Source organism: Sphingomonas sp. 179-I 2A4 NHS (assembly GCF_045369135.1).
In the GTDB taxonomy this organism is placed as follows: Bacteria; Pseudomonadota; Alphaproteobacteria; order Sphingomonadales; family Sphingomonadaceae; genus Sphingomonas.
This window is the reverse complement of record NZ_JBIQFL010000001.1, coordinates 65,239-79,663: the sequence shown is the minus strand read 5'-3', so window position 1 is coordinate 79,663 and position 14,425 is coordinate 65,239. Positions and strand designations below refer to the sequence as shown.

The following is a 14,425-nucleotide window of genomic DNA, read 5'->3' as shown; positions in this document are numbered from 1 at the left end:
ATGCGCCGCCTCTCCTGGCTGCTGGGCCTGGTGCTCGGATCGTCCCTCGCGGCACAGGCCAGCGCACAAAGCGAACCAGCGCGCCGAATGGAGCACGATCCGGTCGCGCACCAGCACGGCACCGACGCGCCAACGTCGCTCACCGGGGAATGGGGCGGGCTGCGCGCACGGCTGCGCGACGACGGCGTCGACCTGACGATCGGCTATGTCTCCGAGACCGCATGGAACCCGCGCGGCGGCGAACGCGAGCGGGTGCGCGAGACCGGGCAGCTCGCGATCGGCGCGACGATCGACACCGGCAAGCTGATCGGGCTGGAAGGTGGGACGTTTCAGGCGACGGTCACCTACCGGCGGGGGAAGGACCTCGGCGCTGCCGCGGGGCTGGGCGTGCTGCAGCAGGTGCAGGAGGTTTATGGCCGCGGGCAGACGTGGCGGCTGACGCAATTCTGGTATCAGCAGGCCTTCGCCAATGGCCATGCCGACGTGAAGCTGGGGCGGCTGACCCAGGGCGAGGATTTCGCGGCCTTCTCGTGCGACCTCCAGAACCTGAGCTTCTGCGGTTCGCCGCCGGGCAATCTGGCGGGTGATTACTGGTACAACTGGCCGATCAGCCAATGGGGCGCGCGGTTGCGCGTTAAGAACGAGCGTTTCTATGCCATGGTGGGCGCCTATGAGGTGAACCCGCGCAACCTCTCCAATCGCTTCACCATCGGCCACTTTCATGGCGCGAAGGGCGTATTGGTGCCGGTCGAGGTCGGCTATACGCCGCGCCTTGGGCCTGGCGGCCTGCCGGGCAGCTATCGCGTCGGCGCCTGGTACAACAGCGCCAAGGCGGACGATGTCGGGCTGGACATCAACCGCGCGCCGATTGGCGTGACCGGCCTTGCCCCCTTGCAGCGCCAGGGACGCTATGGCGTCTACGCGCAGTTCCAGCAGCAGCTCACCGGCAGCGCGGAAGATGGGCCCGGCGGCGCGACGACCACCCGTGGGCTGACGGCGTTCCTGAACGTCACCCAGACCGACCGGCGCACCACGGTGACCGACAATCAGGTCGCCGCCGGGCTTTCCTACAAGGGCATGTTGCCGAGCCGGCCGCTGGACGAGGTGACGTTCGCACTGGCGCGCACCAATGTGAACGCGCGGGCGCTGCTGGCGCTGGCGCCCGGCGCGGCGCGACCCGATGCGGAATACGCGGCCGAACTCGCCTATTGCATCCACGCAATCGACTGGCTGACGTTGAGGCCGAACGTGCAATATATCGCCAATCCCGGCGGGTTCAGGGATGCGCGCGACGTCGTGGTGATCGGCCTGAAGGCATCGCTGACGCTTTGAGGCCGGGCTCGGCAGATGCGATCAGGAGGCCGGCAAGTCGAGGTCAGCGAGCTTGGCGGCAAGATCCGTCTGGCGGAAGGGCTTGGTCAGCCGGCTGAGATCGGCCCCGATCCCGTCGAGCTCGGCATAGCCCGAAATGACGAGGATCCTTACGTCCGGCTGGCGGAGCCGCACTTCGCGGGCCAGCTCCGGCCCGGTCATGCCGGGCATCAGGTGATCGGTGACGAGCACGTCGATGCCGAGCCCGCCGTCGATCAGCTGCAGCGCCTCGGCGGCCGAGGCGGCTTCCACGACCATATAGCCAAGATCAGCCAGCATGTCGGCGGTGCTGGCGCGCACCAGTTCCTCGTCGTCGACCAGCAGCACCGTGCCGGCGGCAGGGCCGATCGCTTCCTCTTCCCGCTGTTCGGGCTGAAGCGCAGCCGTGCGGCTGACCGGCAGCCATATGTCGACGTTCGTGCCAAGGCCGAGTTGGCTCTGGATCGTCATCGCGCCGCCGAGTTGCGCGGCGAGGCCGTGGACCATCGAGAGGCCAAGGCCCGTGCCGCGGCCGATGCCCTTCGTCGAGAAGAACGGCTCCACCGCCTTCTTCAGCGTCACGGCGTCCATGCCGGTGCCGGTGTCCGCGACCGACAGGCGCACGTACTGCCCGGGCAGAAGGCGCGAGCGATGATCGCCCGCAACATCGTCGCACGACACGGAAATGCGGATCGTGCCGCCGTCGGGCATGGCGTCGCGTGCGTTCACGCACAGGTTCAGCACCGCCATCTCGATCTGGTTCGGATCAGCCGTGGCCGCCGGCAGGTGCTCCGCCACGTCAAGCACGACCTGGATCTGCGGGCCGGTGGTGCTGCCGACGAGATCGGCCATCTCCGTCACCAATGCGCCGACATCGACCGCAACCGGCTGGAGCGGCTGGCGGCGCGCGAAGGCGAGCAGCCGCTGGACCAGCACCTTCGCGCGCTCGGCCGATTGCAGTGCGCCGGTAATCAGCCGCTGCTCGCGCTCGCCGCCGATCCCCTTGCGATGGAGAAGATCGAGCGAGCCGATGATCGGCGACAAGAGATTGTTGAAATCATGGCTCACGCCGCCGGTCAGCTGCCCCATCGCCTCCAGCTTCTGGCTCTGGCGCAGCTGCTCGTACGCCTGTTCGAGCTCCGCGGTGCGAGCGGCGACGCGCTCCTCGAGCGTCTCGTTCAGGTCGCGCAGATGCTCCTCGGTGCGTTTCTGGCGATCGATGTCGACGACGACGCACAAGGCGCCGGCGATATCGCCTTCGCCATCGAACAACGGCACGCCGCTCACGCGCACCCAGGTCTCGTGGCCCTCGTCGGAGAGGTGAAGGAATTCGGCGCCCGGCACCATCTCGCCGCGCAGCGCCCGCGCGCCGGGGAACATATGAGGTTCGACGCGGCGCCCCTCTTCGTCGTAGCCGATCCAGCGATCGCGCGCGTTGCGCAGGCGCGAGGGGATCTGCGCTTCCGGCACGATGCGCCTGTAGGCGGGATTGCACAGCAACAGCTGCGCATCCGCGTCCACCACGATCACTCCCACCGGCAAATGCTCGACGAGCGTCGCGAGCCGGCTCCGCTCTGCGATCAGCCGCGCCTCATTGTCGCGCAGCGCCGCCTCAACCGCCTTCTGATGCGTGACGTCGATCTGAATCCCGTCCCACACCACCGACCCGTTCGGCTGGAGGCGCGGCGCGGAGATGATCCGGCACCAGCGAATCTCGCCGTCGACGTGGCGGAAGCGGAGCTCCACATCGATGGTCGAAAGCGCCGCGAGCGCTTCCGCCTCAGCCTGTTTCAGGCGCGGGCGATCTTCGGGAAGGATCAGATTATAAGGGATCCTATGATCGGCGAGGACGGCATCGGCAGGTACGCCCGTCAATTGCTCGTGGCTTTGCGACACGTGGAGGAAACGGCGCTCCGGCCCCTCCTCGACCTGGAAGACGAGGCCGGAGGGGATGTTGTCGGTAAGCGCACGAATGCGCGCTTCGCTCTCGCGCAGCGCAGCTTCGGCGACGACCCGGCTCGTCGCATCCTCGACGCGGTGGATGATCGCCGTGACGGTGCCGTCGGCGCCAAGAACCGGGGTGTTCACCGGATCCCACCAGCGCTCCTCAAAGCCGCCACCGGGGTGCGGGATATCGTACTTCTGAAGCGACATCGTATCGGGCCGCTTGCCCGCCAGCGCCCGCTCCAGCGAGGCCCTGAGGTTGGCGACGCCGTTGGCGACCGGATCATCGGGATTGTCCGGCATGGCTTCGAACACGCCGCGCCCGATCAGATCATCGCGGGTCCGCATGACGGCCGTGAGATACGCCTGATTCACCTCTACGATGGTGAAGCGCGGTGCGTCCGGCGCCACCACCAGCATCGGCGTCGGCGCCGCGGCGAAGAGCGCGTGATAATCCGGCGCTGACGGGGTCGAAGAGCCGAACATCGTTTAATAACCCATGTTGCCGTCGCTCGATCGCCGGCCCGCAATAGGCTGCGTCCGGCTATCCGCAAGGGCAAGATAGCCGGGTATCGGCGGGAACCGTGCCCCGGCCGACGTCGGCTACGCGTTTAGCGTGCCGGCGGCCCCATGCTGGATCGGGCGCGCTTCATCCGCAAGCAGGACGGGCACGCCGTCACGGATCGGGTAGGCAAGGCCAGCGGCTTCGGACAGCAGTTCCCCCGCTGCCGCATCATATACCAGCGGCGTGCGCGTGACGGGGCAGACCAGCCGTTCGAGCAGCCACGGGTCAATCGTCTCCGAGGCATGCGACGGCGACGCGCTGCTCACTGCAGCGTCACCCGATCATCGCCGTCGTGACGGCCGAAGAACTGCATCAGCTGCACGATCAGCTCGGCGCGAGGCGCGATCCCGTCCGCTTCGAGCAGCGCCTGTTTCGCCGCGACGTCGAACGGCGCGATCTGGGCGATGCCGTTGACGAGGCTCTGGTCGTCGAGCCGCGAGACGGCTTCCCAGTCGACCGCATAACCCTGCCGATCGGCGAAGCGGCGTGCTTCCATTTCCAGCGCGGCGCGCGCGCCGAGCGAGAGCGTCTCGGGCTCCGCATTCGGCAGCAGTTCGGCCTCGACCTGCCGGAAGAGCGTGGTCGCTTCCAGCTCGCGCTCGACCCGGAACAGCGCCAGCCCTTCGAGTACGAGGTTCGAGCGCCCGTCGTCGAGCATCTCGATCTCCGCGATCCGCCCGAGGCAACCGATGTCGTAGAGCGGCGGGCGGTCGCCCGCGCCCTGCTCCATCGCCCGCGGCTGGATCATCCCGATCCGCCGGTCGCGCGCCATCGCATCGGACACCATGGCGCGATACCGTGGCTCGAAGATATGCAACGGCAGGTGCATGCCGGGGAACAACAACGCCCCCGGCAGCGGGAAGATCGAGATCCGCGTCATCCGAACAGGATCGCGGAGAGCCGCCGCCGCTGCGCCGACACCCAGGGGTCCTCCAGTCCGACCACTTCGAACAGCTTGAGGAGCTGCTGGCGGGCGGCGCCCTCGTTCCACTCGCGATCCTTGGCGGTGATGGCGAGGAAGCCGTCCGCCGCGGCATCACGGTTGCCCGCCGCCATCTGGGCATTGGCAAGATCGAACTGCGCCTGCAGATCATCCGGGTTCGCCGCGACCGCCGCCTCCAGCGGCGCGAGATCGTCGACCGCCGGTGCCGACTGGGCGAGCGCCAGCGCGGCACGGGCGCGCTCAATCTCCGGCCGCTTGGCGACGTCCTCCGGCAGCGCGGCAAGCGCGGCTTCCGCTTCTTCCTGCGCCCCGGCAGCGATCAGCGCGCGGACCCGTCCCGAGAGAACGCCGGGATGCTCCGGCGCCATCTCGAACAATTGATCGAAAATCGAGAGGGCCCGTTCGACATCCCCCTCACCCAGCACCTGCTCGCCCATCGCGATCAGCGGCTCGAGCTCGGCCTCCTGCGCCTGTGCCTCGCCTTCGATCGGCAACTGGCGGAGCAATTGATCGATCGTCGTGCGCAGCGCCGATTCCGTGCGCGCACTGGTCAGATCCGCGACCAGCTGGCCCTGGAACATCGCATAGACGGTCGGGATCGAGCGGATCTGGAATTGCGCGGCAATGAACTGGTTCTTGTCGGTATCGACCTTCGCCAGCACCACGCCCTTGTCGGCATAGTCGGCCGTCACCTTTTCCAGGATGGGCGTCAGCGCCTTGCACGGCCCGCACCATTCGGCCCAGAAATCGATGATGACGAGCTTCGTCATCGACGGTTCGACCACGTCGCGGCGGAACGCCTGGACGGCATCCTTCTCCGCGGCACTCATTCCCAGCGTAGCCAAGGGCTGCTCCCGATATTGCGATCAGCCCCTTATGTGGTGACGGGCCGGGGGAAGCAAACCCCCGGCCCGCCGGTTAGCGCATCAATCCTGGGGTGCCAGGATCAGAAAGCGGCGGTCACCGAGAAGACCACCGTGCCCTTGTCGATCCGGCTGCCGTTCTTCGTCGAGGAGAAGTTGGGCTGTAGATAGCCGATGTCGCTGCGCTTGATGTTCGTATCGACGAAAGCGACGCCCAGCGTCAGCGGCGTGGTGGGCACCGCGAAATCGACGCCCACCATGTAGTCGAGATACTTGCCGGTCGGCGCGATGCTGGTGCCGTTCGGCCCGAGGCCGCGGTTGCCGTCCGAGAAGCCGACATGGCCCTTCACCGTCAGCGGCGTGCTGGGGATGCCCGCCGAGCCGTCAACCCAGATGTAGAGGTTGTCTTCCTTGTCGCCCGGATCGTTGTAGATCCCGGTCGCAGCGTCAGCGCCGCTGAAATACCAGCGACCGAGCGCTTCCTGCTTGGGCGCATAAGCCACGCCGACGAGGAGGCTTGCCGGCCCAAACGTGCCTGACACCTTCACATAAGGCTCGGCGAAGTCCGTCTTGTCCGCGCCGCCGGGATACATGTACCACGTGAGGCCGGCATCGACCGTGACACCGGGCGACACTTCGGTGCGGAAGCCGCCGAACAGGTCGAGCTCCATGTTCGACCCGCCGAACGTGCCCCAGCCCGCAAGGTTGGAGGCCCAGGTGCCGGCATAAACGCCGCTTTCGTGGCTGACGGTGATGCCGCCCTGGACCGCCATTTCCTTGTCCGTCTGGGATACGCCGCGGAAACGGTAATCCGAGACCAAAGCGACGCTGCCGCTGACGGTGACTGGCTTGGGTGGCTCTTCCTCCTGCGCGGCGGCGGGAAGAGCGAGGACCGCGAGCACCGCGGCCGGGATATACTTCAAGAACGTCATGGAACCTCCTGGTTGAAAGAGGCTCCTCCTGCGTCCGATCCGCCCGCGCTCCTCCTCCCCCCGAGGGAGCGGTCGCGGGCTGGTCGGACCACACAACGCTATCGCAGCATGACGTCTTGAATGTTTCCGATTTGCGTCAAAGTGTTTCTGGCTGGATCAGGCTGCCAGTGTTGCCATGCGGCCACGTTGGCCCTGCAGCACGACCGGGTTGCCCGCTGCCTTACGCCGCTGGAACCAGTCCCGCAGCATCTCGGCCGTGGTGTGATCGACCGATTCCACCTTGGTGACGTCCAGCCGCACCGGCACGTTCGGCGGCACGCGATCGAGCGTTGCCGAAAGCTTCGGCAGCGTGACGAACGTCGCCGCACCATCCAGCGAGATGGAGTGCGCATCGCCCTGCTGCTCTTCGAACACCTTGAGCCGCAGGCGGCGCAGGTTCGGGATCAGTTCGAGCACCGTCAAGGCGATGCCGATCAGCACGCCCGTCAGCAGGTCAGTCGCCACCACCATGATCAGCGTCACCGCCCAGATCGCGACCGGCAGCACGCCATAGTCACGGAACAGGTGCTGCGCATGCTTCAGGCTGACGAGCCGCCAGCCAGTGACGACCAGCACGGCGCCAAGCGCCGCCATCGGGATCGAGCGCAGCAGCCAGGGCAGCAGCGCGACGAAGCCGAGGATCCACACGCCGTGCATCATGGCCGAGGCACGCGTGACGGCGCCGGCCTGCACGTTGGCCGAGCTACGCACGATCACGCCCGTCATCGGCAGCGAGCCGGCAAAACCGCACAGCAGGTTGCCGACGCCCTGCGCGCGCAGTTCCTTGTTGTAATCGGTGCGCACGCCATCGTGCATCTTGTCCACCGCCGCTGCCGACAGCAGCGTCTCAGCCGACGCGATGAACGCGATGGCGAGCGCCGCCGCGATGATCGACGGTTCGAGGAAGCGCGACATGAAGCCGGCTTCGGGCGGAGCGATCGCGCCGAGGATCGATTCGGGAACGACGACCTTGGCGACGTCGAGGCCGAGGCCCACCGACAGCAGCGTCGCGGCGACGACGCCGACCAGCGCCGCGGGCACCAGCTTCAGCGCGTTCGGGCGGAACTTCTCCCAGCCGAGCATCGCACCGATGGTGACGAGCGCCAGGAAGAAGGCGAGTTCGGTCGCCTGGATGTTGCTGAACGACAGGCCGAGCAGCCGGCCCGGCATTTCGGCCAGGTTCTCAGGGCCCGAGGAGAAAGGCTTGGCGTCGAACAACACGTGGAACTGGCCGACGACGATCAGCACGCCGATGCCCGCGAGCATGCCGTGCACCACGGCAGGGCTGATCGCGCGGAACCAGCCGCCAAGCTTGAATATGCCGGCCACCACCTGGATGATGCCGGCGAGAATCAGGATCGGGCCTAGCGCCGACAGGCCCTTGTCCCGGACGAGTTCGAACACGATCACCGCGAGGCCCGCGGCCGGGCCCGACACCTGCAGCGGCGAGCCGGCGAGCGCGCCGACCACGATGCCGCCGATGATGCCGGTGATCAGCCCCTTCTCGGGCGCGACGCCCGAGGCGACCGCGATGCCCATACACAAGGGCATCGCGACCAGGAAAACGACGATCGAGGCGGTGAAATCCCGCCCGAAGAATTTCAGCGATGGAATCGAGACGCCGGGGCGCTCAATGGCTTCCTGCTTCATTCTGCAGCGTCCTGATACATGAAGTCAGCCGCCAGGCGGCGCGAGGCCGGCTGCGCAACCGGGAGCGGCTGATCGCCGCGGATCGGCACGAAGCGGCCCGTCTCGCCGTCAAGCGCCAGCATGCGGCCGGCGTGGATGTCGACGAACCAGCCGTGCAGCGCGATCTCGCCGCGCGCGATACCCGCCGCCACGGACGGATGCGTGCGCAGGTGGTTGAGCTGCACCACCACGTTCTCGAGGCTCGCAGCGCGGACCGCGGCGCCATTCTCAAGATCGGGGTAGGACGTGTCGAGCACGCTCTTCGCCGCGGTGCTGTGGCGCAGCCATGCCGCGACATTCGGCATCTTTTCCACCATTTCCGGGCTGACCAGCGCCTTCATCGCGCCGCAGTCCGAATGGCCGCAGACAATGATGTCACGCACGCCAAGCGCCATCACGGCATATTCGACAGTGGAAGTGACGCCGCCGTTCTGCGTTGCATGCGGCGGAACAATGTTACCGGCGTTACGGCAGACAAAGAGATCACCCGGCTGGGCCTGCATGATCTGTTCGGGAACCACGCGCGAGTCCGCACAGCTGATCATCAAGGCCTTGGGCTTCTGGCCATCAGTCGCGAGCTGTGAATAGAGCGCGCGGCTGTCTTCGAAGACCTTCTTTTCGAAGTCGAACACTCGACCGATGAGTTCGTTCATGTGCGCTGCTCCTAACTTTCAGAGCAGCGTATCTACGCGCGGCATATTTCCGCAGCGCCGCGACAGTGTTAAATTTTGTGTCTGCCGTTAGATCTCTTGATCGGCAGGACAACGCACGCCTCCAGCCCGCCGGATGGCCGGTTGATCAACGTCAGGGTGCCACCTTCGGCCTCGATCGCCTGCACCACGATCGGCAAGCCAAGCCCGAACCCGATCGTGTCGCGGCCGCGCGCCGGATCGAGGCGAACGAACGGTTCCAGCACATGCGCCATTTCATGCTCGGGGATGCCCGGCCCGTCGTCCGTCACGCGGACGATCGCCTGCTCCGCGTCCGTCTCCAGCGCGACCGTCACACGCTGACCGTAATGGAGCGCGTTCTCGACGAGATTGGTGAGCGCGCGCTTCACCGCGAGGCGGCGGACGCTGAGATCGAAATGGTCCGGCCCGACATAGGTCGCGTCGCGGCCGCGATCGATCGCGTCATCGACCAGCGTGGCGCACAGCACGGCAAGGTCGATCGACGTCGGCGCCTCGGGATCGGCATCGCCGCCCAGGAACGCGAGCAGCGAGGCGATCATTGCTTCCATCTCGGCCACGTCGCGCCCGATCGCCGCACGTGTGTCGGCGCTGGCGATCGCCTCCGTGCGCAGCCGCAGCCGGGCGAGCGGGGTGCGCAGATCATGGCCCACAGCAGCCAACGCCTGCGTACGCGCATCGATCAGTGCGGAAATGCGCGCCTGCATGCGGTTGAACGCCTCGACCAGCCGGCGGACTTCGCCAGGGCCGTCCTCCGGCACCGTCACCACCGGATTGTAGCCGATCCGGTCAGCCGCCTCGGCGAGCTGTCGCAGCGGCCGCAGCGTCCGCCTGATCATCAACCCGCCGATCACCATCAGCGCGATGGCCGGCACCAGCGCCAGCACGATCCGCTCGAACGCGAAATCGAGCTTCGCCACGGCGTCCAGTGTACGGAAATGCAGCCAGCTTCCGTCGCGCAGCCGGATCGCACCGATCACCTTGGAGCTTTGCCCCGGCGAGATCAGCCGCAATCTCAGGTCACCGCTGCGCAGCGACGGCTCCCACTCCACGATCTGGCGCCGCATCTGATCGAGCGCGGGATCGAATACCGGCACGTCGGCAGTGCCGTTCCAGTGCAGCTCGTATCGATCGGTCGTCAGATCCGCCGCCATCGTCGGGCGCTGCTCGGGCGTCCGCTCCTCGATCAGCCGCCGGCTGATGACGAGATGCTCGGCCAGACGCCGCGCCTCGTCGTCACGCACCGAGAATTCGCTCGCCCGCTCGTACAGCAGTGTCGAGACACCGAACTCGATCACCATCGTCAGCAACAGGATCGCGAGGACCTGCCCGAGCAGGCCGACCGACGGGAGAAGTCGCCTCAACTGCGCTCCACCGGCACGTTCAGCATGTAGCCGACGCCGCGCACCGTGATGATCGGCGCCTGCTCGCCTGCGCTCGACAGTTTGCGGCGGAGCCGGCTGACGAGCACATCGATCGAACGATCCGAACTGTCGCCAAGCCGCGTGCGCGACAGCTCGATCAGCCGCTCGCGCGCGATCACGCGCTGCGCATGATCCGCCAGCGCCACCAGCAGGTCGAACTCGGCGCCGGTCAGGTCGACGGTGGCGCCGGTCGGCGAGGTAAGCTCTCGGCGCGGCAGGTTGATGGTCCAGCCCTCGAACGTCATCACGCCCTGGTCGCCCTCGCCCGAGCGGCGATCGAGCGCCGGGCGGCGAAGCACGGCGCGCACCCGCGCCACCAGCTCGCGCACGCCGAACGGCTTCGCGATGTAATCATCCGCGCCCAGCTCCAAGCCCACGACGCGGTCCGTCTCGCTCGAGCGCGCGGAGATGAAGATGATCGGGACGTCGCTCTTCTGGCGAAGCGACCGGCACAGGTCGATCCCGCTGGTGCCGGGCAGCATGATATCGAGCAGCACCAGGTCGACCGGGCCCGAATCGAGCGCCAGCCACATTTCCGGGGCCGCGGAAGCCGGCCGAACCGCGAATCCATTTTCCTGAAGCGCACGCGCCGTGAGCATGCGGAGGGCCGGATCGTCCTCGACGAGAAGAATGGTGGGGGCGGTCATCCTACGGATGGAGGTAGGCGGTCAGGGCCGCTTCGGTCAATGTTGCGCAACTTTGTTGTTGAAGGGGGTTGCGGGGTCAAAAAGTCGCTGCTAGTGGCCGCGCCTCACCCAGCCCGGAAGCATCCGGGACACGGCGCCAGAGCGGGCGTAGCTCAGGGGTAGAGCACAACCTTGCCAAGGTTGGGGTCGAGGGTTCGAATCCCTTCGCCCGCTCCAGTTCCTGCTGCATCAGGCAGCGGAACTGCATTGCCGGACGGGTCACCGTCATCGCGAACAGCATCGATAGCGGCCGCCGGATCAGGCCGGCGCGCTTGCCCCCTGCGTTCCCGCGGCGTCCGCGCCGCCCTCCACGCGAACGAAGCGCGCCGGCACCGCGAAACGCGCGCCGGCAGCCTCCACGCGGCGCATCAGCTCCAGCAGCAGCCCCTCCTGCAGGCGGACATATTCGTTGAAGTCCGATCGATCGACGTAGCTGAAGATCTCGATGTCGATCGAGCTTTCACCAAAGCCCTTGAGACTCGCCCGCGCGCCTTCCAGCAGGTACTCCGCCTCCGCCAGCGCCTCGCGGATGCTGACCAGCACGCGCTCCACCGTGTCGGCGTCGATGCCGTAGGCAAGCTTCAGCGTCGGCGCGAACAGGAAGCGATCTCGCCAAGCGAAGTTCTCGATCTGCTGCGAGGAAAAGACGCTGTTCGGGATGGTGATCCGCGTGCGGTCGTTGGTGCGGATGCGGGTCGACCGGATGCCGATGTCCTCCACCGTGCCGCTGACATCGCCCACCTTGCAGAAATCACCCACCCGCACCGGCTCGTCGGCGACGACGGAAATCGAGCCGACGACATTCTCCACCGTCTTCTGCGCGCCCAGCGCAATGGCGATACCGCCGATGCCGAGTGCGGCGATGCCGGTCGTCACGTCCACGCCCAGGATATTCAGCGCCTGTACGGTCGCGAACATCAGCAGCAGCAGCTTCAGCGCGCGGCGAACGAAGATGATGATCGATCGTGCGCGGAAGCGCTGGCTGTGCTCCATCCGCGCCGCGACGAGATCCGCGCCGACGCCGATCATCCGCCACAGGAACCAGCAGAAGCCGACGAAGGCGAGCGCCCCGGCGAACCGCCCGGTCAGCTGCCGCGCGACGAACGCCACCTCCAGCGTGCGCGTGGTGGCGAGGAAAAGCAGCATCGACACCCACAGGCTGAACGGCGTCGGCGCGGCGCACAGGAGCCGCCACAACAGCCCCCCGTCCTCTCGCCGCTTCACCCGCCCGAGCCCGCTCATCAGCAGCGCGACAATCAACCGAATGGCGAGGTAGAACAGCACCGCGCCGCCGATCAGGATGATCCAGTCGGCCAGCGGCGCCCCGCCAATGTCGGTATCGCGCATCGCGCTGGGGAACAGGCTGCGCAGCCGGCTGCCCGCCGCCTCGACGTTTGCCGCCGGCAGCGACGCGATGCTTGCCGCACTCAGCAGCCAGATCGTCTGCCCGTCGTCGTTGGTGGACTGGGTGGCGATCAGCGGCACCTCGGCCGCCTTGTCCTTGCCGGGGAGCGTGCCGACCCGCTCCTCGTCGATCGGCAGCTGGTCATCGATCCGGCCCGTCGCATCGTTCGACAGCTGGACCGGCTGCATCAGCGATCCGCCGGCATCGAGCGCCGCCTGCAGTCGCCGCGCCGCCTCCGGCCCCGCCGCGGCACGGCGCGAGCGCGCGATCCGTGACAGGTCTAGATACTGGCTCGCCCGGTCGTAATCCTGCGCCGACAGGGCGTTGATCAGCCCGGTCGCGAGGCCGCGCGGCGTCCCGCGGCCATAAAGGTCGGCCGCTGCCGGTGCGCTGGCATTGGCCGTGTCCGCCGCCTGCGCCTGGAGCCGCGCGGGCGCGAGCAGGAACGCGACGAGGAACAGCAGGACAGGAAGAACGTGACGGAGGCGGATGGGGCTTATCGTCATGCACGTCGGTACGCAGCCGCCCCCGCTGTCGTTCCCCCGAGGCGACGAACCGTGCTCCGCACCGCGCGGGCGGAACGCCTCTATAGCCGGCGGGAAACGCGGATTTCGCGGCCACGCTGCGACCTTGCTACAGCATGGCCATGACGAAGAGAGCGATTCGCGTCGGAATTGGCGGCTGGACCTACGAGCCCTGGCGCGGCACGTTCTTCCCGCCCAAATGGCCGATCAAGCGCGAGCTGGAATATGCCAGCCGCCATGTCACCGCGATCGAGGTGAACGGCACCTACTATAGCGGCTTCAAGCCGGCGACCTTCGCCGGCTGGGCCAAGACCGCTCCCGAGGATTTCGTCTTCACCCTCAAGGCCTCGCGCTACGCCACCAATCGCAAGGTGCTGGCGGAAGGCGGGGACTCGATCCAACGCTTCGTCAGCCAGGGGATTACCGAGCTTGGCGACAAGCTTGGTCCGATCATGTGGCAATTCATGGCCACGAAGAAGTTCGACGCCGAGGATTTCGCCGCTTTCCTTGCACTGCTGCCCGCCAGCCAGGACGGGATCGCGCTCCGCCACGCCGTGCATGTCCGCCACGAAAGCTTCGCCGTGCCGGAGTTCGTTGCCATGTGCCGCAAGGCAGGCGTGGCGATCGTCTATGCGGATTCGCGCGATTATCCGGCGATCGCCGACGTCTCGTCCGACTTCGTCTATGCCCGGCTGGAGGATGCGGTGGAGGAGGAACCGGCCGGTTATTCACCTGCCGCGCTGGACAAATGGACCGATGCTGCCCGGCTATGGTCGAAGGGCGACCGGCCTGATGGCCTGCCCTATGTCGCCGAGCATCTCGCGACCACGCCGCGGGACGTGTTCGTGTTCTTCATCAATGGGTTCAAGGAAAGAGCACCACACGGCGCCATGGCGATGATCGAGCGCCTGTCGGCATGAAGACCGTACCAAGAACCGCAAAGAAGTCTGCGGACGTTCGCCAGATCGTATAGTAATGGACGGAGATGTCGACCCGCGGCTGCCTCATCATCGTCGCCGCCATGCCATCCTTTCTACTCGCCGCTCTTGCAGCAACCCTTGCGTGGAACGCATCGGAATGGTCCCTTCCTCCGATTGCCAAAAAGCTCAACGGAGCCATGAGCGCACGCGACGCAGAGTTCAAACGGCGCGTGTCGTCGCGGTACCAGCCGGGTAGACCGGAGCACCGGCTCGTCTCTGACATGCGGGCACAAGCCTTTACGCTCTCGACCGAACGGGGAGGCTGGGCCGAAGCGGAACTGCAGCGGTTCGTTCTCTGCGGCAACGAGGAATGGTCCGATTACTGGCAAGCGAGCGGCGGCAAGATAACGCAGGTCGCTGGCGTTTACCGCGTGATCTGCCTGTGAATGCGA

Annotated in this window: 13 protein-coding genes and 1 tRNA gene; 4 read left to right on the top strand and 10 right to left on the bottom strand. The window is 66.9% G+C overall.

Annotated elements, in window-relative coordinates; all coding sequences use genetic code 11:
* Positions 1–1,332 carry a carbohydrate porin gene (locus ACH0CP_RS00325; RefSeq protein WP_294444894.1) on the top strand — a complete coding sequence of 444 codons (1,332 nt, stop codon included), beginning with the start codon at positions 1–3 and terminating at the stop codon, positions 1,330–1,332.
* A 21-nt stretch (positions 1,333–1,353) separates the two neighbouring features.
* Here ACH0CP_RS00325 and ACH0CP_RS00320 read toward each other — a convergent pair whose 3' ends face one another.
* From ACH0CP_RS00320 to ACH0CP_RS00280, 9 genes are all read right to left on the bottom strand, one after another.
* On the bottom strand, positions 1,354–3,780 hold the full coding sequence (locus ACH0CP_RS00320; protein ID WP_406875426.1) for a PAS domain S-box protein: 2,427 nt from the start codon (positions 3,778–3,780) through the stop codon (positions 1,354–1,356).
* Positions 3,781–3,897: 117 nt separating this feature from the next.
* Positions 3,898–4,125, bottom strand: a complete 228-nt coding sequence (locus ACH0CP_RS00315; RefSeq protein WP_365929056.1) for a Trm112 family protein — start codon at positions 4,123–4,125, stop codon at positions 3,898–3,900.
* Positions 4,122–4,739 carry an LON peptidase substrate-binding domain-containing protein gene (locus ACH0CP_RS00310; protein ID WP_294445206.1) on the bottom strand — a complete coding sequence of 206 codons (618 nt, stop codon included), beginning with the start codon at positions 4,737–4,739 and terminating at the stop codon, positions 4,122–4,124. Before ACH0CP_RS00310 ends, ACH0CP_RS00315 begins: the two co-directional genes overlap by 4 nt.
* A complete protein-coding gene (locus ACH0CP_RS00305) occupies positions 4,736–5,632 on the bottom strand; it encodes a tetratricopeptide repeat protein (protein WP_406875439.1) in 897 nt (298 codons plus the stop codon). The genes ACH0CP_RS00310 and ACH0CP_RS00305 overlap by 4 nt, the downstream gene beginning before the upstream one ends.
* Positions 5,633–5,748: 116 nt before the next feature.
* Positions 5,749–6,597, bottom strand: a complete 849-nt coding sequence (locus tag ACH0CP_RS00300; protein WP_406875427.1) for a TorF family putative porin — start codon at positions 6,595–6,597, stop codon at positions 5,749–5,751.
* A 156-nt stretch (positions 6,598–6,753) separates the two neighbouring features.
* The gene (locus ACH0CP_RS00295; RefSeq protein ID WP_406875428.1) at positions 6,754–8,286 is read right to left on the bottom strand and encodes a SulP family inorganic anion transporter; all 1,533 of its coding nucleotides are present in this window, start codon (positions 8,284–8,286) and stop codon (positions 6,754–6,756) included.
* A complete protein-coding gene (locus ACH0CP_RS00290) occupies positions 8,283–8,978 on the bottom strand; it encodes a carbonic anhydrase (protein ID WP_294445181.1) in 696 nt (231 codons plus the stop codon). Before ACH0CP_RS00290 ends, ACH0CP_RS00295 begins: the two co-directional genes overlap by 4 nt.
* 68 nt (positions 8,979–9,046) lie before the next feature.
* Complete coding sequence (locus tag ACH0CP_RS00285; RefSeq protein ID WP_406875429.1) at positions 9,047–10,378, bottom strand: ATP-binding protein; 1,332 nt, start codon at positions 10,376–10,378, stop codon at positions 9,047–9,049.
* Complete coding sequence (locus ACH0CP_RS00280) at positions 10,375–11,085, bottom strand: response regulator transcription factor (protein WP_294445182.1); 711 nt, start codon at positions 11,083–11,085, stop codon at positions 10,375–10,377. Before ACH0CP_RS00280 ends, ACH0CP_RS00285 begins: the two co-directional genes overlap by 4 nt.
* Positions 11,086–11,226: 141 nt before the next feature.
* On the opposite strand from ACH0CP_RS00280, the gene ACH0CP_RS00275 reads away from it, so the two are divergent.
* A tRNA-Gly gene (locus ACH0CP_RS00275) sits at positions 11,227–11,301 on the top strand.
* A gap of 81 nt (positions 11,302–11,382) precedes the next feature.
* Here ACH0CP_RS00275 and ACH0CP_RS00270 read toward each other — a convergent pair.
* The gene (locus ACH0CP_RS00270) at positions 11,383–13,035 is read right to left on the bottom strand and encodes a mechanosensitive ion channel family protein (protein WP_294443513.1); all 1,653 of its coding nucleotides are present in this window, start codon (positions 13,033–13,035) and stop codon (positions 11,383–11,385) included.
* 140 nt (positions 13,036–13,175) lie between these two features.
* Here ACH0CP_RS00270 and ACH0CP_RS00265 point away from each other — a divergent pair, with 140 nt between their 5' ends.
* A complete protein-coding gene (locus ACH0CP_RS00265) occupies positions 13,176–13,973 on the top strand; it encodes a DUF72 domain-containing protein (protein ID WP_294443514.1) in 798 nt (265 codons plus the stop codon).
* A gap of 65 nt (positions 13,974–14,038) precedes the next feature.
* Complete coding sequence (locus ACH0CP_RS00260) at positions 14,039–14,419, top strand: hypothetical protein (protein WP_294443515.1); 381 nt, start codon at positions 14,039–14,041, stop codon at positions 14,417–14,419.
* The last annotated feature ends 6 nt before the right edge of the window (positions 14,420–14,425 follow it).

Excerpts from the sequence above, each read along its gene's own strand:
- ACH0CP_RS00300 (WP_406875427.1), bottom strand. The coding sequence starts at position 6,597 with ATGACGTTCTTGAAGTATATCCCGGCCGCGGTGCTCGCGGTCCTCGCT.
- ACH0CP_RS00295 (WP_406875428.1), bottom strand. The coding sequence starts at position 8,286 with ATGAAGCAGGAAGCCATTGAGCGCCCCGGCGTCTCGATTCCATCGCTG.
- ACH0CP_RS00325 (WP_294444894.1), top strand. The coding sequence starts at position 1 with ATGCGCCGCCTCTCCTGGCTGCTGGGCCTGGTGCTCGGATCGTCCCTC.
- ACH0CP_RS00280 (WP_294445182.1), bottom strand. The coding sequence starts at position 11,085 with ATGACCGCCCCCACCATTCTTCTCGTCGAGGACGATCCGGCCCTCCGC.
- ACH0CP_RS00260 (WP_294443515.1), top strand. The coding sequence starts at position 14,039 with ATGTCGACCCGCGGCTGCCTCATCATCGTCGCCGCCATGCCATCCTTT.
- ACH0CP_RS00305 (WP_406875439.1), bottom strand. The coding sequence starts at position 5,632 with ATGAGTGCCGCGGAGAAGGATGCCGTCCAGGCGTTCCGCCGCGACGTG.
- ACH0CP_RS00270 (WP_294443513.1), bottom strand. The coding sequence starts at position 13,035 with ATGACGATAAGCCCCATCCGCCTCCGTCACGTTCTTCCTGTCCTGCTG.
- ACH0CP_RS00290 (WP_294445181.1), bottom strand. The coding sequence starts at position 8,978 with ATGAACGAACTCATCGGTCGAGTGTTCGACTTCGAAAAGAAGGTCTTC.
- ACH0CP_RS00310 (WP_294445206.1), bottom strand. The coding sequence starts at position 4,739 with ATGACGCGGATCTCGATCTTCCCGCTGCCGGGGGCGTTGTTGTTCCCC.
- ACH0CP_RS00265 (WP_294443514.1), top strand. The coding sequence starts at position 13,176 with ATGACGAAGAGAGCGATTCGCGTCGGAATTGGCGGCTGGACCTACGAG.
- ACH0CP_RS00320 (WP_406875426.1), bottom strand. The coding sequence starts at position 3,780 with ATGTTCGGCTCTTCGACCCCGTCAGCGCCGGATTATCACGCGCTCTTC.